Raw genomic sequence first — 18,574 nt, 5'->3', positions numbered from 1 at the left:
CGGCGCCGGGGCCGCATGCGCCGGACCGCATTGAAATCGCGCGATTCGGCCCCAGCTAGCCACAAACCGTTTCTATCGACGAGGACGCAATGGACACCACTCTGGCCACTTTCGAACAGGACGTCATCAAGGCGTCGATGCTGGCCCCGGTGCTGGTCGATTTCTGGGCGCCGTGGTGCGGCCCCTGCAAGAGTCTCGGCCCGATGCTCGAAAAGCTCGAAGCCGAAGCCGCCGGCAAATGGAAGCTCGTGAAGGTCAACGTGGACGAGAACCACGAGCTGGCCGCGCACTTCCAGGTGCGCAGCATTCCGCACGTGATCGCGTTCACCGACGGCCAGGCCGTCGATCAGTTCATCGGCGTGCTGACGGAAGGACAGTTGCGCGAGTTCCTCGACCGGCTCGTGCCGCAGGGCGCGCCGGGAGCGCGCATCGAAGCGCAGACCGCGCTCGCCGAAGGCCGCCGCGACGACGCCTACGACCTGCTTCAAGCGGCGCTCGCGTACGACCCGGGGTTCGACGACGCGCGCATGGACCGCATCGAGTTGCTGCTCGAAGACAACCGCATCGACGAGGCGCGCAACGAAGTCGATTTGCTGTCGCCGAAAACCACGCAAGGCATCGACGCGCGTTTCAACGCGATCAAAACCAGGCTCGACGCGGTGGACGCCGCCGCGGACCTGCCGCCCACCGATGCGCTCGAAGCGCGCGTCGCGGGCAATCCCGACGATCTCGAAGCGCGCTTCGATCTCGCGAATGCGTTTATCGCGCGGCACAAATATGCGCAGGCGCTCGAACATCTGCTCGCGATCGTGCAGCGCGACCGCGCATTCCGCGACGATGTCGGCCGCAAGACGATGTTGTCGGTGTTCGATCTGGCCGCGCATCAGCCGGAGCTGGTGGCGCAGTGGCGACGCAAGCTGAGCGCGTCGTTGAATTGATCGTGCGTGATGTTTCGCCCGATGGCGGCTTGGGTCGGAGCGGTTGGAACCGCCGCCCAGGCTGCGACCTAAACCTAAACCGTCGCCTTCTTCGCCAGCTCCCGCAACACATACGCCGCAGCCGCAAAACCAAAGCTCGCGGTCACACACACGCTGGACCCAAACCCCGCGCAATTCAAGCCGACCGGCCCCGTATGTCCGGGCGACGTGCTCACGTGCTCGGCTTCTTCATCGATGTCGCAGACGGCCGCTTCCGGATAGATCAGCGGCTCGTCGGAATACACGGCGCTCACCTTGAACTTCGCTTTCGGCCCGCGCGGAAAGCCATGCTGCTTGCGCAACTGCCCGCGCACTTTCGACAGCAGCGGGTCCTGAATCGTCAGCGCCAGATCGTCGATGCGGATACGCGTCGGGTCGAGCTGACCGCCCGCGCCGCCGACCGTGATCAGCGCCTGCTTGCGCTCGACGCACCACGCGATCAGCGCGGTCTTCGTGCGCACGCTGTCGATCGCGTCGATCACATAGTCGAAGCGGCCGTCGAGCGTCGCCGCGAAATTGTCCGGCTCGACGAAGTCTTCGATCAGACGCACGTCGCAGTACGGATTGATCGCCTTGATGCGCTCGGCCATCGCTTCGACTTTCGGTTTCCCGTAGTTGCCGTCGAGCGCGTGAATCTGCCGGTTAGTGTTGCTTTCCGCGACGTTGTCGAGATCGATCAGCGTCAGCGTGCCGAGCGCACTGCGGGCAAGCGCCTCCGCGACCCACGACCCCACCCCGCCGATGCCGATCACCGCGACGTGCGCCCCCTCGAACGCGGCGAGCGCGGGCGCGCCATACAGACGGGCGATGCCGCCGAATCGGCGGGCGCGGTCGGCGGTTTCGTTCGCGTCGAGGCTGGTAGTAAGATCGGATTGCGCGGTGGTGCTGGACATGATGGCAGGGCTCGAAAACACAGGCGGAACGTAACAGGCGGCGGCGCATTGGCAATTCGCTTTGGCCAATCGGGCGCGCAGCCCGTATTTTGCCTGAACACGTGAAAGCAGCCGCGCAGGACCCCGAGCAGCGACCCAACGTTGCAGGCTTGGCGCTCGCAGCATGCGGCCGCCATACGTTGATCCGCTCGCGCGCAAAAACCTGGCGCCTTAGCTATACTTGGCCCACTGTAGCGTTCGCATAAGAACATGATCTCACTCGCCGAGCTTCGAAAAAACTACTCGCTGGGCTCACTGGACGTTGCCGACGTCAACCACGATCCGTTCCGTCAATTCGACACGTGGTTCCAGCAGGCGATCGACGCCAAGCTGCCCGAGCCGAATGCGATGGCGCTTGCCACGGTTGACGCGCGCGGCCGGCCTTCGGCACGCATCGTGCTCATCAAGGGGGTCGACGAGCGTGGTTTTGTGTTCTTCACCAACTACGAGAGCCGCAAAGGCCGTGAACTGAGCGCGAATCCCTACGCGAGCCTGCTGTTTCACTGGATCGAACTCGAACGCCAGGTGCGCATCGAGGGCCGTGTCGTCAAAACGAGCGAGGCAGAAAGTGACGCGTATTTCGCATCGCGTCCGCTCGGCTCGCGGATCGGCGCATGGGCATCGAATCAGAGTCAGGTAATTGAAAGCCGCTCGCAGCTCGAAGTACGCGAACGTGAAATCAGCCTGCAGTATGGCGAAAATCCTCCGCGTCCGCCGCACTGGGGTGGCTACCGTCTGGTGCCCGACGCGATCGAATTCTGGCAGGGGCGGCCATCGCGGCTGCACGATCGGCTGCTTTTCACGCGCGCGGATGAAGGCGCCAACTGGCTGATCGCACGCCTGCAACCCTGACCGGACGATGATGGGACGAATGACGCCGGCCGTGCCGCCATCGTAGCGGCGCGCGTCGGCGGGATTGCGTTGCGCGGCCCGCGGAATGCGCCGCGCCCTATCGCGATCCACATAGCTTTGCTTTAAATCAACGGACACGGAGAGATCACATGTTCTGGGAGAAAAAGCTGGCGCAGTGGGTTGAAGATGTCAAAACCACAGCTAACCTGCCCGCACGCCTCGTGCTGTGGGACGGTCAGCAACACGACTTCGGGCAGTTCGCCGCGCCCCAGGTCACGCTACACGTGAAGAGCGCAACCGCGCTGCCCTATCTGCTCGAACCGAGCCTCGACAATCTTGGCGAAGCCTATGTCAAAGGCAAGATCGACATCGAGGGCAAGCTGTCGGACATCATCAATATCGGCTATCAGCTCGCGCGCAGTACCGTGACGAGCGCCGGCAAGCTCGCGCGCGTGCGGCGCTACTTCAATCATTCGAAGACGTCGGATAAGAAAGCCATCCAGTACCACTACGACGTGTCGAACGAGTTCTACAAGCTGTGGCTCGACGAAAACATGGTCTACTCGTGCGCGTACTTCGAGACCGGCACCGAAGACCTCGCAACGGCGCAGCTGAAGAAAATCGATCACATTCTGACCAAAATCCAGTTGCAGCCCGGCCAGCGTCTGCTCGACATCGGCTGCGGCTGGGGTGCGCTCGTGCTGCGCGCCGCGCAGAAGTTCGGCGCCAAGTGCGTCGGCGTCACGCTGTCGCAGAACCAGTTCGATCTCGCCACCGCGCGCGTCAAGGCGGCGGGGCTCGAGAACCAGATCGAAATCCGCCTGCAGGACTATCGCGACATCCCGGGGCAGTTCGACCGCATCACGAGCGTCGGCATGTTCGAGCACGTCGGCCGCAAGAACCTGCCCGGCTATTTCCAGAAGATGCACGATCTGCTCACCGACGACGGCATCGCGATGAACCACGGCATCACGTCGAGCGACGCCGATAGCGGCGAAACCGCGCTCGGCGGCGGCGAGTTCATCGACCGCTACGTGTTCCCGGACGGCGAGCTGCCGCATATCAGCCTCGCGCTGGAATCGATGCAGCGCGGCGGACTCGAACCGATTGACGTCGAAAGCCTGCGCCGTCACTATGCGCACACGCTCGATATCTGGGCGGAAAATTTCGAAGCCCACGCGGATCAGGCGCGGAAGCTCGTCGACGACGAAAAATTCCGCATCTGGCGCGTGTATCTGGCTGGCTGCGCGTATGCGTTCGAAAACGACGACGTGTCGATCTTCCAGGTGGTGTGCCGCAAAGCCGGCCGCAGCGCGAAAACCCTGCCGTGGTCGCGCCGCTACATGTACGAAAAACCGCTGTGACCGTGCTGTGACCGTGCTGTGACCGGTTACGCCGCGGCGGCGTGCATGAAGCGCGCGCCGCTGCGCATTTCTGATCAACAGCAGGCCGGACATTGATGGACCAGAGCAGGACGAGTGACGTTGAAGAGCCGTTGAACGGCAAGGACGGCAGCGCGGACGATGCGGCGCACGACGCCGCGCAGCAGTTCGATCTGTTCGGGATGCCGGTGGAGGCTGCTGTAGAAGCGCCGGCCGTGTCCACGAGCGAGGCCGACTCCATCGCAAGCGCTGCCGCGCAGCCAGAGCGCAAGCGTGCGCCGAAGCCCGCAAAGGCCAACGCTGCCGCGTCGCTGTTCGAAGACGACGCCCCGCCCGACAGCCCCGCTGCTGAACCAGACTCCGCACCCGCCCCCACCGACGCCCCGAAGAAACGCCGCGGCCGCGACGTGCTCGCCGCGCCGCCCTCGCCCGAACTGCTCGCGCTCGCGGCGCAATTGCCGCCACAGATCCACCTCGGCACGTCGACATGGTCGTTCCCGGGCTGGAGCGGCATCGTCTATGGCGACGACTACAGCAACAGCAAACTGTCGCGCGAGGGCTTGAGCGCGTACGGCGCGCATCCGCTGCTGAAGACGGTCAGCATCGACCGCTCGTTCTACCAGGCGCTGACGGTCACCGAATACCTGCGCTACGCGCAGCAGGTGCCCGAGCACTTCCGCTTCATCGTCAAGGCGCCGATGACGATCACCGACGCCACCGTGCGCGCCGAGCGCGGCGAGCCCGTGTCGCTGAACCCGTGCTTTCTGAACGCGCAGATGGCGATCGACGACTTCGTCGCGCCCTGTGTCGAAGGCCTCGGTGCAAAGGCAGGCGCGCTGGTGTTCCAGTTCTCGCCGCTGCCGGATCAGATGCTCGCGCAGCCGGCGGTGTTCATCGAGCGTCTGGGAGAGTTTTTCAGCGCGCTGCCGAGGCTGCCCGACGGCAGTTGCTACGCGGTCGAGATTCGCGACGCGAGCCTGCTCACGCCACGCTTCATCCGAATGCTGAAGACGGCGGGCGTGCGCTACTGCGTCGGCATTCATGCGCGGATGCCCGATCCGCTGCGTCAGGCCGCGGCGCTCGCGCTGCTCGACGGCGAGCCGGCCGGTCCGTTGATCGTGCGCTGGAGCCTGCACGGCGGCTTCAAATACGAACAGGCGAAGGCGAAGTACGAGCCGTTCAACCGGCTCGTCGACGAAGATCCGGCGACGCGCGCGTCGCTCGCCGAGCTGGCCGCGCGCTACGCGCTCGCCGGTCAGCCGGTCGTGATCGCGGTCAACAACAAGGCGGAGGGATCGGCGCCGCTCAGCTGCGTGAAGCTGGCCGAAGAGATCGTCGAAGCCTGCGTGCGTGTCACCCAGGGACGCGGGAATGATGGCGCTGGCGCTGATGATGCGCGATCGCAGGCACAGGAACCGCAGTGACGAGCAGCAGCGGGCGGCCTTGAGTATCCGCCCGCTGCCGACTCCGATCCTCGCGCTGCGCCGTCAGCGCGCCTTGATCCGATGCGCGAACTTCTGGCGGAACTTCGCGACCTTCGGCGCGACCACGAACGAGCAGTAGCCCTGATTCGGGTGCTGCGCGAAATAGTTCTGGTGGTAAGCCTCGGCGGGCCAGTAGTTGTCGCCGAGCGGCAGCACCTCGGTCACGATCTTGCCGTCGTAGATGCCCTGTTCGCCGAGCTCGCGAATCGCCTGCAGCGCGGTTTCGCGCTGCGCATCGGAATGCGTGAAGATCACCGAACGGTATTGCGTGCCGACGTCGTTACCCTGCCGGTTCACCTGGGTCGGATCGTGGATTGCGAAGAAGATGTCGAGGATCTCGCGATAGCTGATCTTCGCCGGATCGAAGTCGACCCTGACCACTTCCGCGTGACCGGTGTCGCCGTCGCAGACCTGCTCGTAGCTCGGACGGCGCGTGTGACCGCCCGCGTAACCCGACTCCACCGCGTTGACGCCCTCGACGTCCAGATACACCGCTTCGAGGCACCAGAAACATCCACCGCCGAGCGTTGCCGTCTCGTTCATAAGCTTCACCCCAGGATCAGATCCACACAATGATCGGCAGTCGGCCTGCGCAGCGCCGCCGGGTCTGCCACCGCATCCGAATATATGGCCGAAAACGCGGACTAAAAGGCACAACTGATGCACCCGTCGCGCGGCGCCGTTTGCAACGCGTCGCGCCATTCCACGCGAATCCCGCAGTGCAGATATCGAGTATAGAAAGGGCGTCGCGCGACGGGTGAATAACCATGCAGCACAACAGCAAGCGCCGCGCCCAGGCGAACGCGTGTTCAGCGAAGCGAAGCGAAAAATGCGGCGAGACGAAGCATGACGATCGGCGTGTCCGCACGGAACACGGCGGCCGGTTCGTGCTCGACTGTGAACGAGCGAACGCCGGATTGCGCACCGTACGCAACGTCGTGCGGCGCGCGCGGCGATTACAGTTAAAATTGGCGGAAATCGATGATTTTCACCATGACTTTCGAAACATCCGCTGCCAGCCGCACATATCCGCGTTGTTATCCGCGCCTTGATTCGCGCTTAAGTCCGTCTTCCACACGGCGCGCGCCGGGGACCCTGCCCCGATGAAGAGCGCGAGCCCACCCAACTTCGACCAGTCCGCGTTTAGACAGGCGCTCAGCCAGTTCGCGACCGGCGTCACCGTGATCACGACGCGCGCCGCGTCCGGCCAGCTGATCGGCATCACGGCCAGCTCTTTCAACTCGGTGTCGCTCTCCCCGCCGCTCGTGCTATGGAGTCTCGCGACGCGCTCGGCGTCGATGCCGGTGTTCCGCGCCAACAGTCACTACGTGATCAATGTGCTGTCTTCGACGCAGCTCGATCTGTGCAAGCGCTTCGCGACCGTGAAGGGCGACCGCTTCGAGGGCGTATCGCACGCGGCGGGCGACACCGGCATGCCGGTGCTCGACGGCGCGCTCGCGTGGTTCGAATGTCATAACCGCAGCCGCTACGACGAAGGCGACCACGTGATTTTCGTCGGCGAAGTGGAGCGCTGCGGCGTTCACGAAAATGCCGCGGACATGCTGCCGCTCGTGTTCCAGAGCGGACAGTTCCACGGCCTGAAGCCGCTTTGAGCGGCGCGGCGCGCCCCTCGCGCCGGTAGTGCTTGTCGGTCGGACGCGCCAAAAACGGCGCGCCCCCTCGTCATCGTCAACGGTCGCTATGCGTGGCCCCGTGCCCGCTGCTCTTCTTCACGAGCGACACCGGCACGCCCGAATCTTCCTTCAGCGTTTCGAGCACGATGTTCGAGCGGATGTCCATCACGCCCGGCGCCTTGTACAGGCGGTTGAGCACGAAATCCGAATAGTGTTTGAGGTTGTGCGCGAGCACGCGCAGCAGGTAGTGAGTTTCGCCGGTCACGACGAACGCGCCGACCACTTCGGGCCAGTCGCGCAACGCCTCGGCAAAGCGCTCGTGCCAGTTCTGCTGGTCGTTGCGCATGGACACCTGCACGAACGCTTCCAGCTCGAACCCCAAAACTTCGCGGTTCAGACACGCGCGGTAGTGTTCGATGACGCCTTGCTCCTCCAGCAGACGCAGGCGTCGCAGACAGGCTGATGGCGACAGCGAGATGCGCTCCGCCAGGTCGAGATTGCTGATCCGTCCTTCCTGCTGAAGCACCGTCAAGATACGGCAATCGGTGGCGTCGAGCGAGATCGCGTTCATATTCGGTCTCCCTTTCCGGTTTGGCTCAAATTATGTTCCAAGACACGGCTGGTTAGGAGATTTTTTCGCAATCACATTTCACGGCTTGACCTCTATCATTTAGAGATAGTCACCTTCCGTCGAAACCGTCATGCGAGCACTCTGGGACATCACCCCCGCCGTCGATCCCGCCACGCCCGTTTGGCCGGGCGACACGCCGGTCGGCATCGAACGCGTCTGGCGCATGGAGGCTGGCTCGCCGGTCAATGTCGCGCGTCTGACGATGTCGCCGCACACTGGCGCGCATACCGATGCGCCGCTGCACTACGACGCCGACGGCGCCGCGATCGGCGACGTGCCGCTCGACGCGTATCTCGGTTTATGCAGAGTGATTGACTGTATCGGCGCGTCGCCTGTTGTGACGCCACAACACCTGGCCGGCTCGCTCGACGATCTACCGCCGCGGGTCTTACTGCGGAGTTACAGGAATGCGCCGACGCGCGAGTGGGATAGCGCGTTCTGCGCGGTCGCGCCCGAGACCGTCGATCTGCTCGCCGCGCGTGGCGTGAAGCTGATCGGCATCGATACGCCATCGCTCGATCCGCAGGAATCGAAGACGATGGACGCGCATCACCGCATTCGCGCGCACCGGATGGCGATTCTCGAAGGCATCGTGCTCGACGCTGTCGAACCCGGCGACTACGAGCTGATCGCGCTGCCGCTGAAGCTGACCACGCTCGACGCAAGCCCGGTACGCGCGGTGCTACGCGCATTGCACGGCTCTCGCTAAGCCACGCGACTCGGCGAGCCAACAACCCGACAACCCAACCATCGAACCACCATGAACCATCGTGACGAAGCCGTGGCGCTCGACAGCGCCGATCCGCTCGCAGCGCTGCGCGACCAGTTCGCGCTATCGCCGACGACCATCTATCTCGACGGCAACTCGCTCGGCGTACCGCCGGCCGCCGCCGCGCAGCGCGCGCAAACCGTGATCGCCGCCGAATGGGGCGAAGGGCTGATCCGCAGCTGGAACAAATCCGGTTGGTTCGTGCTGCCGCGCCGGCTCGGCAACAAGCTCGCGCCGTTGATCGGCGCAGCCGAAGACGAAGTCGTGATCACCGACACGATCTCGATCAACCTGTTCAAGCTGCTGTCGGCCGCGCTGCGGCTCGCGAATGCGCGCGATCCGCAGCGTCGCGTGATCGTGTCCGAGCGCTCGAACTTCCCGAGCGATCTGTATATCGCACAGGGTTTGATCGAACAGCTCGATCGCGGCTACGAGCTGCGCCTCGTCGACGATCCGTCCGAGCTGCCCGACGCGATCGGCGTGGACACCGCGATCGCGATGATCACGCACGTGAACTACCGGACCGGCTATATGCACGACATGGCCGCGCTGACGAAGCTGATCCACGACAGGGGCGCGCTCGCGCTATGGGATCTCGCGCATTCGGCGGGCGCGGTGCCGGTCGATCTGAACGGCGTCGGCGCCGACTACGCGGTCGGCTGCACCTACAAGTATCTGAACGGCGGCCCCGGTTCGCCCGCGTTCGTGTGGGTGCCCAAGCGCCATCAGAACGAGTTCGCGCAGCCGCTGTCGGGCTGGTGGGGGCATCGCGCGCCGTTCGAAATGAATCCGACGTATCAACCCGACGACGGCGTAGGCCGCTTCCTGTGCGGCACACAGCCGATGGTGTCGATGGCGCTCGTCGAATGCGGGCTCGACGTGTTCCTGAAGACCAACATGCAGGCGGTTCGCGAGAAGTCGCTCGCGCTGACCGATTTGTTCATCGAACTCGTCGAGACGCGTTGCCGCGAATTTCCACTGAAGCTCGTGACGCCGCGCGAGCATGCGCAGCGCGGCTCGCATGCGAGCTTCGAGCATCCGCACGGCTACGAGGTGATGCAGGCGCTGATTGCGCATGGCGTGATCGGCGACTATCGCGAGCCGCACGTGCTGCGCTTCGGCTTCACGCCGCTTTACACGCGTTTCGTCGACGTCTGGGACGCCGTCGAAACCTTGCGCGACGTGCTCACCCGCGAGGCCTGGAAAGCTCCTGAATTCGCCCAGCGCGGCGCCGTTACCTGAGGACGACAGAATGACCGATCACATGCACACGCCGGGCTTGCCAGAAGAAACGGCGGCACAAGGCTGTCCGTTCGGGCACGGACAGACGGCTTCGGCGCCGGCATCGAGCACGACCGATAGCGGCTGGCACGACGCGCAGCTCGACTTCTCGGAGTCGATGAGCTACGGCGATTATCTGTCGCTCGGCACGGTGCTGGACGCGCAGCATCCGTTGTCCCCGGATCACAACGAGATGCTGTTCATCATCCAGCATCAGACGAGCGAGCTGTGGATGAAGCTCGCGCTGTACGAGTTGCGGGCGGCGCTCGCGGCCGTGCATCGCGACGAGCTGCCGCCCGCGTTCAAGATGCTCGCGCGCGTGTCGCGGATCATGGAGCAATTGGTGCAGGCGTGGAGCGTGCTCGCGACGATGACGCCGTCCGAATACACGGCGATGCGGCCGTACCTCGGCACTTCGTCGGGCTTCCAGTCGTATCAGTACCGGCAGATCGAGTTCCTGCTCGGCAACAAGAACGAGCAGATGCTGAAGCCGCATGCGCATCGCGCCGACGTGTACGCGCAAGTGAAGGCATCGCTCGAAGCGCCGTCGTTCTACGACGAAGTGGTGCGGCTGCTGGCGCGTCGCGGCTTCAAGATTTCGCCCACGCGGCTCGAACGTGACTGGACCAGGCCTACCGAACATGATGCGTCGGTGGAGGCCGCGTGGCTCGAGGTGTATCGCAATCCGTCCGAGCATTGGGAGCTGTACGAGATGGCGGAAGAACTGGTCGATCTCGAGGATGCGTTCCGCCAATGGCGCTTCCGCCACGTGACGACCGTCGAGCGCATCATCGGCTTCAAGCAGGGCACCGGCGGCACTAGCGGCGCGCCGTATTTGCGCAAGATGCTCGATGTCGTGCTGTTCCCCGAGCTTTGGCATGTGCGGACGATGCTGTAACGGTTGGCGCGTGTCAGACAGGGAATGACCGGTAAATCACGGCAAGCGTAATGCCGCGGTTATTCCCGCTTGTTGCATAACAGGCACCGTTCATCGGGCTGAGGAAAGTTCGGAGTTCTCCGAATCTAGAGAGATGGTCAGCATGGCAGCATCGGAACCCCATAAAAAACATCAGAGGGTTTCGATATGCCCGGTGCCGATAACGCCGAAGGAGTGAAGGTTGTACTGAGTGCTCCGCAACTCGCGGCCGTGCTATCTCGTCAGTCGATCAGCCAGTCGGAAATGCTTTCCAACCGGCTTTGGGGCGGTTTACAGGTCGTCGGCGGCGTGCTGGAAATGGTCGGTGCGGGTGCGCTTTGCGCTCTGCCAGATCCGACGATGGCGAGCAAAGCCGGGTGTGTCGTGTTCGGGGTACATGGCTCGGACTCGGCGGCGGCTGGCCTGCGGCAGGTCTGGACTGGTCGGGACACCGCCACGCTGACCCAGCGGGGCGCGACGAAACTCGCTGAAGCGATGCGGGCGAGCCCTGACATGGCGAGCAATATCGGCCTGTCCCTCGATATCGCCGTGCCATTCGGATTTGCTGGCTCGATCAAGGCGGCGCGCGCCGCGCGTGTCACGATGGGCCGGATCAGGCTGAACATGCATGAGGCGAAGGCGGGAAGCCGGATTGGTGGACATACGCTTTTGAAACATGTCGGGAGGACTGAAGCGCAGTTGCGGGAGAGGCTCAGGCTGGAGCCGGAAAGGAAAGTAGTTTCGTCTTTCGTAAATCTTGAAGATGCGGAGTGGGCGATATCGGAAACGATACGCGCAAACGCCTCGCAGATTCACGCATGGACAAAAGCACCAAACCGAGTTTTGACGCTGAGAACGGACGTTGGAAGAAAAGTAGGTTACGCACTGGTCAGAAAGACCGACAGGTTGGTAGATAGCAGTAAAGTGGAGGTTGTCTTGAAGTACGGGACGTATAACGGGATGCCGTACTACATCCTCACGGCTGTGCTCGATAAGTGATCGGTGGGTATTGATGCATGAAATATTATGATCTGGGCCAATTGATCCTTGGCTACTTCAATGAAGATTTCGACTACTGGGGAAACACAATCGAAGAGTTGGTACGGGCATGTGCAAGCGGATGCACGCCAGACATGATTAACGCGACGGTGGCCGACATAGACCGGTTCAAGAGCGATCATGCTGGAAATCTTGACGCGGCCTTCGAGGAGGAATTTGGCTACCAGTGCGATCCGACGGCGTGGGAGCAGACTACTGAGGCCTTTCTTGACAAGATTAAGCGTCTTCTTCTGAGCGAGTAGCATGCGTTTGCTCGCATCGGACCGCCACACACCGTCTGGTTCACTCAATGATTTTGAGTGAACATCGATACTTTAGATACGACGATCTGGATCATTGATCGGTGTCTACTTCAATGAGGATTCCGACTACTGGGGAAACACAATTGAAGAGCTGGTGCGGACTTGTGCAAGCGGATGCACGCCAGAAATGATTAACGCAAAGGTGGCCGACATAGATCGGTTCAAGAGAGATCACGCTGGAAATCTTGGCGCTGCCTTCGAGGAGGAATTCGGCAGGCAGTTCGATCCGACGCTGTGGGGTCACACCGTCGAATCTTTTCTCGACTAACTTAAACGTCGTCTTCCGAGTGAGTAGCCTGCACTTCCGCCCGCCGGAGGGCCCCGCCGTCTGGCGGGGCTTCCGTCTACTTTCATTTCACCAGGCAACCGACGGCGCTTGACACCCCCTAGCGCGCGGTATAACCACCATCAATCGGCAAACACACCCCGCTAACCATCGCCGCTGCATCGCTCAACAGAAACAGAATCGGCGCCGCGACCTCGGCGGATTCAGCAAAGCGCCTGAGCGGAATCGCCTGCAACGCAGGATCGCGTTTGACGGGATCGCTCCAGGCCAGCACCGCCATCGGCGTCAGCGTGATTGTCGGGTTCACGCTATTCACGCGAATCCCGTGCGGCCCCAGCTCGATGCACAACGCGCGCGTGACCGCATCGAGCGCCGCCTTCGACGCCGAATAGCTCAGATGATCGTCGAGCGCGACGAGCGCCGCCTGACTCGAAACGTTGACGATGCTGCCCGCGCGCCCCGCGTCGAGCATGCCACGCGCGACGTGCTTCGCGACCAGCACCGCGCCGCGCGTATTCACCGCCATCACGCGATCGAAGCTCGCGGCCGTGGTATCCACCGCGCGTTCGAGCAACGCGATGCCCGCGCAATTGACGAGCCCGTCGAACGGTTCGAGCGACGCGAATGCTTCGTCGATTGCGGCTTCGTCGCTGACGTCGAGCTTCAACGGCTCGCAGCCGGTTTCCTCGGCGAGCCGCGCGAGCTCGTTCACGTTGCGCGCGGCCGCGACGACCGATGCGCCGCTCGCGCACAGCGCCTCGACCGTCGCGCGGCCGATGCCGCTGGAGGCGCCCGTCACCAGGATCGAGCGTCCGGAAAAATCGAAATTAGCGTTCATGATGATTGCAAGCGATGCATGACCGGCTTCAACGCCGGATAGAGATCCACGTACACGCCAAAAAGCTGCTCGTATAACGCCATGCGCCGTGCGTCGGGCTGCGCGCGCTCGATCAGCGTGACCCAGCCGCCTTGCGCCGCTTCGCGCGACACGAGGCCGACGCCGAGCGCGGCGAGCAACGCCGCGCCCATCGCGGCTTCTACATCTTGCTCGATCGTGTAGACCGGATAGCCGGTGACATCGGCGATGATCTGCATCCACAGGTCCGAATGCGCGGCGCCGCCCACCACGATCAGCTTGTCGTCGAGCGATTGCGCGCCTTTGCGCCCCGCCTCGATGTTGTGTTTCAGCGCGAACGACACCCCTTCGAGCACCGCGCGATACAGATGCGCACGCGTATGAAACAGCGACAATCCGACGAACGCGCCGCTCGCCCTCGCATCCCACACCGGACTTCGCTCGCCCATCAGATACGGCAGGAACAGCACGCCGTCGGCGCCGGCCGGCACTTGCGCGGCCGCTTCTTCGAGCAGCCGATGCGGATCGCCATGCGGTGTCGCGCGCGCGGCCTCGATCTCCGCGTGACAGAACTGCTCGCGATACCAGCTGACCGACGCGCCCGCCGTAATCGCGCCGCCGAATACGTAGATATCGTGCTGCCCGTTGAAAACGTGCGGCATGCTGACCAAACCGTGGCGTGCGTCGACACGCTGGTTGATATAGCCCCAGCACATGCTGGTGCCGATCATCGCGACGTGCTGCCCGGCGCGCGTGACACCGGCCGCGAACGTCGCCATCGCCGCATCGACGCCGCCCGCGACGATCGCCGTGCCTGCATCGAGCCCAAGCTGCGCGGTCCATTGCGACAACAAGCCGCCCACCACCTCCGACGATTCGACGAGCCGCTCCGGCATCATCGTCGCGGGAATGCCGAGCATGTCGAGCGCTTCGTCCGACCAGTCGCGCCGCGCAATATCGTAGACGCCGCCGATATTGCCGGCCGAACTGTGATCGACGGCGACCTCGCCGGTCAGCATGTAGATCACGTACGCGTTCGGCGGCAGGAAGTAGCGCGTATGCGCCCATACGTCCGGCTCGTTCTCGCGCAGCCACAGCATCTTCGTGTAGCCGTAGTAGCTGTCTACCCCATTACCGGTGATCGTATGGAGCCGTTCGAGATCGACGTTCTCGCGCACCCAGTCCACCTGCGCGGTCGCGCGCCGGTCCATCCAGATCAGGCACGGCGCGAGCGGCCGCATGTCGTTGTCGACCGGGATGCCCGAGCCGCCGTACAGGCTGCTCACGCACAGCGCCTTGATCGCACCCGGCGCGATACCGGCCGCCTTCGCCTCGCCGACGCACGCGGCCACGCATTCGACCACGGCCTTCAGCCATACCGCGGGCCACTGCTCGGCCCACAACGGCTTCGGCGTATCGGGTTGATAGCTCGACGCATGCTGCGCGACGATCGCCCCGTACTCGTCGACCAGCAACGCCTTCGTGCTCTGCGTGCCGATATCGACGCCGATGACGTAGTTCATAGTGTCTCCGTTGAAACGCCGCACACGAGATTCATGCGCGCGGCTTCATCAGTACCTTGATCGAGTCGAGCGAATTCGCGATCCCGATCGCTTCGTCCCATTCTTCCAACGAAAAGCCGTGCGTGACGATGCCCTTCGACGTGACAAGTCCACGCGCGAGCAGATCGATCGCGATCGGATAGCAATAAGGTCCAAGGTGCGCGCCGCGCACGTCGAGTTCCTTGCGATCGCCGATCACCGACCAGTCGAGCGTCGTATCCGCGCCGAACACCGAGAACTCGACGAAGCGCCCGAGCTTGCGGATCAGGTCCATCCCCTGGTTCACGCCGATCGGCGCGCCCGTCGTTTCAATATAGACGTCGCAACCGTAGCCGTCAGTCAGCGAACGAATGATCGCGAGCGCATCGTCCTTCTGAGGATTGATCGTCACGTCCGCGCCGTATTCGCTCGCGAGTGCGAGCCGTTCTTCGACGAGATCGATCACGACGAGCTTCTTCGGCGTCTTCAGATGCGCGACCTGCGTCATCATCAGACCGAGCGGCCCCGCGCCCGCGATCACGACGACGTCGTCGAGTTGCAGATCGCCGCGATTGACCGTGTGAATCGCGCACGCGAGCGGCTCGATGATCGCGGCGTCTTCGAGCGAGATGCCGTCGGGAATCTTGTGGACGATCGCGGTCGGCGGAATCCGCATGTACTCCGCCAAGCCGCCGTCCGCGACCTCGCGCTGAAAGCCGAAGATGTTGTGCACTTCGCACATCCAGTACTGGCCTGATTTGCAGTAGCGGCACTTGCCGCACGGCACGATCTGCTCGGCGATCACGCGCTCGCCTTTTTGCACGCCGAAATGCTCGGCCGCGCCCTCGCCCAGTTCCTCGACATAGCCAAAGAACTCGTGGCCCGGAATCACCGGCGCCTTGACCCACGGGCTCGGGCCGCCCCAGAACATCTTCGCGCCCGAATGGCATTTGCAGTCGCTCGCGCAGATGCCGCACGCGGCGATGCGGATCACCAGTTCGTGCGCGCGGGCGCGTGGCTTCTGCACCTGCTCGACGCGATAGTCTTTCGGTGCATGACAGACGATGGCGGTCATGTTCTGCTGGTCGGATGGAGTCGTCATTGCATGGTCCTGCAAAAAAGATGTGGGGAAGTGAGCGTTACTTTCTGCGGTCGCGACTGATATAGATCGCGAGCAGAATAATTCCGCCCTTGATCACGTTCTGCACGTATGGATTGACGCCGACCATGTTCAGGCCGTTATTCAGCACACCGAGTAACAGCGCGCCGATCAGCGTGCCGATGATCGAGCCGCGTCCACCGGAGATCGACGTGCCGCCCATCACGACGGCGGCGATTGCGTCGAGTTCGAAGCCAACGCCCGCGTTCGGCTGGCCGCTCATCAGACGCGCGGTCAGCACGATCGCGGCGAACGCGGACGTCAAGCCGGCGATCGTGTAGACGATCAGCTTCACGCGCGCGACACGCACGCCGGACAAGCGCGTCGCCTGCTCGTTGCCGCCGATCGCGTACACGTAGCGGCCGAACGGCATCCGTTCGAGCAGCACCCATGCGATCACATAGATCACCGCCATGATTACGACCGGCGCCTGGATGCCGAGAATCTTGCCGCTGCCGAAGAAGCTGACCCAGTCGGGCAGACCGTCGATCGGGTAGCCGCCGGTGTAGATCAGCGCGAGGCCGCGCGCGATACCCATCGTCGCGAGCGTGACGATGATCGGCGGCATGCCGGCGAACGCGACGAAAAAGCCGTTGGCCGCGCCGAAGCCGAGACCGACCGCGAGGCCGATCGCGAGCGCCCCCACCCCGTTCATGCCCGCGACCATCAGCCCGGCCGACAGCGTGCCCGCGAGCGCCATCACCGAGCCGACCGACAGATCGATGCCGCCCGTCAGGATCACGCAGGTCATGCCGACCGCGATGATCGCGTTGATCGACACCTGGCGCAGCACGTTCTCGATGTTTGCGGCCGACAGAAAGCTATCGCTCGCGAACACCATCACGATGCAGACGACCAAGAGGCCGATGAACGGATAGAACAGCGTCGAGCGTTTCAGCGCGGCCCAGGTGAAGCGCACCGGCGCGCCCGGCGTGTCGCTGCTGACGCTCGATGTTTTCGGCGAAGAGGAAGGATTAGGCATGTTCATGAGAAGCTCCAAGCGAACCGGCGGTCGCATAGGTCATCACGGCGTTCGATTCGATCGCGTCGCCTTCGAGCAGCGCTTCGATGCGGCCCTGCCGGAACACGGCGACACGGTCGCACATGCCGACGATCTCCTGCAGCTCGGACGAGATCATGATGATCGAGTAGCCGCGCGCGGTCAGTTCGCGCATCAGCAGGTAGATTTCGGCCTTCGCGCCGACGTCGATGCCGCGAGTTGGTTCGTCGAAGATCAGGATGTTGGTGTGGTGATTGAGCCAGCGCGCGATCACGACCTTCTGCTGATTGCCGCCCGACAGCGTCGCGACTTCGGTGTGCATCGTCGGCGCCTTCACGCCCACGCGCTTCATGATGTCGGCGGTCGCGCGCGCCTCGCTGCGCTGGTCGATGAAGAAACGCAGCGACCGGTACTTGCCGAGGTTGTTGATCGAGATGTTCTGCTTGATCGAGAAGTCGGTAATGAGCCCTTCGGTCTTGCGGCTCTCGGGCAGAATGCCGACGCCCGCGCGCAGCGCATCGGCTGGATCGGCGAGCTTCGCGGCGGTGCCGTTCACGCGAATCTCCTTCACATACGCGCGCTCCGCGCCGATCACCGCGAGCGCGGTCTCGGTGCGACCCGAACCGACGAGTCCCGCGAAACCGAGAATCTCTCCTTCGCGCAGCGTGAAGCTCAACTCGGGGCTGTCTTTGAACAACTGCAAGCGCACGACGTCGAGCACGATCTTCGCATCGGCGCGCGGCGCCGGCTTCGGCGGAAAGCTGCTTTCGATGCGGCGTCCCACCATCATCTGCACGAGCCGGCTCACGTCGGATTGCGCGACCTCGGTCTTGCCGACGTACTGGCCGTCGCGCAGCACCGTGATGCGGTCGCACACCTCGAAGATCTCTTCGAGGTGGTGCGAGATAAAGATCATCGCGACGCCCTGCTGCTTCAGCTCGCGCATGATAGTGAACAGATGCGCGGCTTCCGCCGGCGTCAGCGTCGCGGTCGGTTCGTCGAGAATCAGCACGCGAGCATCGAGCGACAACGCCTTGCCGATTTCGACGAACTGCTGCTGCGCAACGGAGAGTTCCCTGATCGGCACCGACAGATCGATCGCAACGCCAAGCCGCTGAAAAATCGCGGCCGCCGCGCGGCGCATTCTGGCGCGTTCGAGCAGGCCGAAGCGGTTGCGCATTTCACGGCCGAGAAACATGTTCTCCACCGCGTTCAGATACGGAATCAGGCTGAACTCCTGAAACACGATACCGACGCCAGCGGCCACCGCGTCGTGATAGTTCGCGAAGTGGCGTGGCTCGCCTTCGAGCGTGATCGTGCCTTCGTCCGGCTGATAGATGCCGCACAGAATTTTCATTAGCGTCGATTTGCCCGCGCCGTTCTCGCCGAGCAGCGCGTGAATCTCGCCACGCGCGATCTCCAGGTGAATGCCTTGCAGCGCCTTCACACCGGGAAAGCTCTTGCTGATGTTGTCGAGCTTCAGAAGCGTATCCATCGCGTGTTCCTTTGCCGC

General features: G+C 63.4%; 20 protein-coding genes. 12 read left to right on the top strand and 8 right to left on the bottom strand.

Annotated features, from left to right (window positions below; genetic code table 11):
- Positions 1-89 precede the first annotated feature (89 nt).
- Positions 90-938 carry a thioredoxin gene (gene trxA / locus AB3X86_RS14415; protein WP_368596484.1) on the top strand — a complete coding sequence of 283 codons (849 nt, stop codon included), beginning with the start codon at positions 90-92 and terminating at the stop codon, positions 936-938.
- 74 nt (positions 939-1,012) lie between these two features.
- Here trxA and tcdA read toward each other — a convergent pair whose 3' ends face one another.
- Positions 1,013-1,870 carry a tRNA cyclic N6-threonylcarbamoyladenosine(37) synthase TcdA gene (tcdA, locus tag AB3X86_RS14410; protein WP_368596483.1) on the bottom strand — a complete coding sequence of 286 codons (858 nt, stop codon included), beginning with the start codon at positions 1,868-1,870 and terminating at the stop codon, positions 1,013-1,015.
- A 249-nt stretch (positions 1,871-2,119) separates the two neighbouring features.
- Here tcdA and pdxH point away from each other — a divergent pair, with 249 nt between their 5' ends.
- From pdxH to AB3X86_RS14395, 3 genes are all read left to right on the top strand, one after another.
- Positions 2,120-2,761, top strand: a complete 642-nt coding sequence (gene pdxH / locus AB3X86_RS14405; protein ID WP_368596482.1) for a pyridoxamine 5'-phosphate oxidase — start codon at positions 2,120-2,122, stop codon at positions 2,759-2,761.
- Positions 2,762-2,910: 149 nt separating this feature from the next.
- Positions 2,911-4,125, top strand: a complete 1,215-nt coding sequence (locus AB3X86_RS14400) for a cyclopropane-fatty-acyl-phospholipid synthase family protein (RefSeq protein ID WP_184226406.1) — start codon at positions 2,911-2,913, stop codon at positions 4,123-4,125.
- 95 nt (positions 4,126-4,220) lie between these two features.
- Positions 4,221-5,567: a DUF72 domain-containing protein gene (locus tag AB3X86_RS14395; protein ID WP_368596481.1), complete on the top strand. Its 1,347-nt coding sequence runs from the start codon at positions 4,221-4,223 to the stop codon at positions 5,565-5,567.
- A 63-nt stretch (positions 5,568-5,630) separates the two neighbouring features.
- Here AB3X86_RS14395 and msrA read toward each other — a convergent pair whose 3' ends face one another.
- Complete coding sequence (msrA, locus tag AB3X86_RS14390; RefSeq protein WP_368596480.1) at positions 5,631-6,170, bottom strand: peptide-methionine (S)-S-oxide reductase MsrA; 540 nt, start codon at positions 6,168-6,170, stop codon at positions 5,631-5,633.
- A gap of 224 nt (positions 6,171-6,394) precedes the next feature.
- On the opposite strand from msrA, the gene AB3X86_RS14385 reads away from it, so the two are divergent.
- Positions 6,395-6,679 carry a hypothetical protein gene (locus AB3X86_RS14385; RefSeq protein ID WP_368596479.1) on the top strand — a complete coding sequence of 95 codons (285 nt, stop codon included), beginning with the start codon at positions 6,395-6,397 and terminating at the stop codon, positions 6,677-6,679.
- Positions 6,680-6,730: 51 nt separating this feature from the next.
- On the top strand, positions 6,731-7,240 hold the full coding sequence (locus AB3X86_RS14380; protein ID WP_176105187.1) for a flavin reductase family protein: 510 nt from the start codon (positions 6,731-6,733) through the stop codon (positions 7,238-7,240).
- Positions 7,241-7,316: 76 nt separating this feature from the next.
- Here AB3X86_RS14380 and AB3X86_RS14375 read toward each other — a convergent pair whose 3' ends face one another.
- Positions 7,317-7,832: an Lrp/AsnC family transcriptional regulator gene (locus AB3X86_RS14375; RefSeq protein ID WP_176105186.1), complete on the bottom strand. Its 516-nt coding sequence runs from the start codon at positions 7,830-7,832 to the stop codon at positions 7,317-7,319.
- A gap of 130 nt (positions 7,833-7,962) precedes the next feature.
- Between AB3X86_RS14375 and kynB the strand changes: the two genes are divergently transcribed.
- The 6 genes from kynB (at position 7,963) to AB3X86_RS14345 (ending at position 12,487) form a co-directional block, all read left to right on the top strand.
- Positions 7,963-8,601 carry an arylformamidase gene (kynB, locus tag AB3X86_RS14370; protein ID WP_368596478.1) on the top strand — a complete coding sequence of 213 codons (639 nt, stop codon included), beginning with the start codon at positions 7,963-7,965 and terminating at the stop codon, positions 8,599-8,601.
- Between the two features lie 51 nt (positions 8,602-8,652).
- Entirely contained in the window at positions 8,653-9,903 is a 1,251-nt protein-coding gene (kynU, locus tag AB3X86_RS14365; RefSeq protein ID WP_368596477.1) for a kynureninase, read from the top strand.
- Positions 9,904-9,913: 10 nt separating this feature from the next.
- Positions 9,914-10,840: a tryptophan 2,3-dioxygenase gene (gene kynA / locus AB3X86_RS14360; RefSeq protein WP_368596476.1), complete on the top strand. Its 927-nt coding sequence runs from the start codon at positions 9,914-9,916 to the stop codon at positions 10,838-10,840.
- A 186-nt stretch (positions 10,841-11,026) separates the two neighbouring features.
- Positions 11,027-11,857, top strand: a complete 831-nt coding sequence (locus tag AB3X86_RS14355) for an RNase A-like domain-containing protein (protein ID WP_368596475.1) — start codon at positions 11,027-11,029, stop codon at positions 11,855-11,857.
- A 17-nt stretch (positions 11,858-11,874) separates the two neighbouring features.
- Complete coding sequence (locus AB3X86_RS14350; RefSeq protein WP_176121724.1) at positions 11,875-12,159, top strand: contact-dependent growth inhibition system immunity protein; 285 nt, start codon at positions 11,875-11,877, stop codon at positions 12,157-12,159.
- 94 nt (positions 12,160-12,253) lie between these two features.
- Entirely contained in the window at positions 12,254-12,487 is a 234-nt protein-coding gene (locus AB3X86_RS14345; RefSeq protein WP_368596474.1) for a contact-dependent growth inhibition system immunity protein, read from the top strand.
- A 118-nt stretch (positions 12,488-12,605) separates the two neighbouring features.
- Here the strand turns inward: AB3X86_RS14345 and AB3X86_RS14340 are convergent, their stop codons facing one another.
- Genes AB3X86_RS14340 through AB3X86_RS14320 form a run of 5 tightly spaced genes read right to left on the bottom strand, consistent with a single transcriptional unit; the run spans position 12,606 to position 18,556 of the window.
- A complete protein-coding gene (locus tag AB3X86_RS14340) occupies positions 12,606-13,343 on the bottom strand; it encodes an SDR family oxidoreductase (protein WP_368596473.1) in 738 nt (245 codons plus the stop codon).
- A complete protein-coding gene (locus AB3X86_RS14335; protein ID WP_368596472.1) occupies positions 13,340-14,884 on the bottom strand; it encodes an FGGY-family carbohydrate kinase in 1,545 nt (514 codons plus the stop codon). Before AB3X86_RS14335 ends, AB3X86_RS14340 begins: the two co-directional genes overlap by 4 nt.
- A gap of 31 nt (positions 14,885-14,915) precedes the next feature.
- Positions 14,916-16,004: an alcohol dehydrogenase catalytic domain-containing protein gene (locus AB3X86_RS14330; RefSeq protein ID WP_368596471.1), complete on the bottom strand. Its 1,089-nt coding sequence runs from the start codon at positions 16,002-16,004 to the stop codon at positions 14,916-14,918.
- A 37-nt stretch (positions 16,005-16,041) separates the two neighbouring features.
- Positions 16,042-17,049, bottom strand: a complete 1,008-nt coding sequence (locus tag AB3X86_RS14325; RefSeq protein WP_368596470.1) for an ABC transporter permease — start codon at positions 17,047-17,049, stop codon at positions 16,042-16,044.
- Positions 17,036-18,556, bottom strand: a complete 1,521-nt coding sequence (locus tag AB3X86_RS14320) for a sugar ABC transporter ATP-binding protein (protein ID WP_368596469.1) — start codon at positions 18,554-18,556, stop codon at positions 17,036-17,038. The genes AB3X86_RS14325 and AB3X86_RS14320 overlap by 14 nt, the downstream gene beginning before the upstream one ends.
- Positions 18,557-18,574: the final 18 nt, after the last annotated feature.

Source organism: Paraburkholderia sp. BR14374 (assembly GCF_040948685.1).
In the GTDB taxonomy this organism is placed as follows: Bacteria; Pseudomonadota; Gammaproteobacteria; order Burkholderiales; family Burkholderiaceae; genus Paraburkholderia; species Paraburkholderia youngii.
The sequence above is the reverse complement of the archived record's forward strand: the minus strand, read 5'-3'. Positions and strand labels throughout refer to the sequence as shown.